We start from the raw sequence: 805 nt of genomic DNA, 5'->3' as shown, positions 1-805 counted from the left end.
GAAACGACCCTTCTGCCGCCGTCCGAAAGGCGTTGCGTCTGCACGATGATGTCGATGGCCGAAGCGATCTGCGCCCTTATGGACTCATGGGTCATCGGCATACCAGCCATGCCGACCATCTGCTCCAGACGTGACAGTGCATCGCGCGGCGTGTTGGCATGGATCGTGGTCATCGAGCCTTCATGGCCAGTGTTCATCGCCTGCAGCATGTCGAAGGCTTCCTCGCCGCGAACCTCGCCGACGATGATTCGGTCCGGTCGCATGCGCAGCGCGTTCTTGACCAATTCGCGCTGACGAACCTCGCCCTTGCCCTCGACATTGGGTGGGCGCGTCTCCAGACGGCCAACGTGCGGCTGCTGCAGTTGCAGTTCCGCCGCGTCCTCGATGGTGATCAGGCGCTCGGCGGATGGAATGTAGCTCGATAGCGCATTGAGCAAGGTCGTCTTGCCGCTGCCGGTGCCACCGGAAACCAGGATCGATTTGCGCGCCTGAACTGCGATCCTCAACAGATCGATCATCGGTGGTCGTATCGAATTGAACACCATCAGGCGTTCGAGCGAATAGGGATTCTTGGAGAATTTGCGGATCGACACCAGCGGGCCGTCTACGGAGATCGGCCGCACCGCAATGTTGACGCGGGAACCATCTTCCAGGCGCGCATCCACCATCGGCGCTGATTCATCGACGCGCCTGCCTATGGCCGAGACGATCTTGTTGACGACGCGCAGCAGATGCGCCTCGTCACGGAAGCGTATCGAGGTCTCCTCGAGCACGCCGCGGCGCTCGATAAAGACATGCTTGTGGG

General features: G+C 61.0%; 1 protein-coding gene. It reads right to left on the bottom strand.

Annotated features, from left to right (window positions below; translation table 11 throughout):
• Window positions 1-805: CpaF family protein (locus EN780_RS35825; protein WP_133372934.1), on the bottom strand; the 805-nt coding region annotated here is incomplete at both ends.

It is taken from the genome of Mesorhizobium sp. M4B.F.Ca.ET.089.01.1.1 (genome assembly GCF_004022605.1).
Lineage (GTDB): Bacteria > Pseudomonadota > Alphaproteobacteria > Rhizobiales > Rhizobiaceae > Mesorhizobium > Mesorhizobium abyssinicae.
This window is presented reverse-complemented; position numbering and strand designations above follow the sequence as displayed.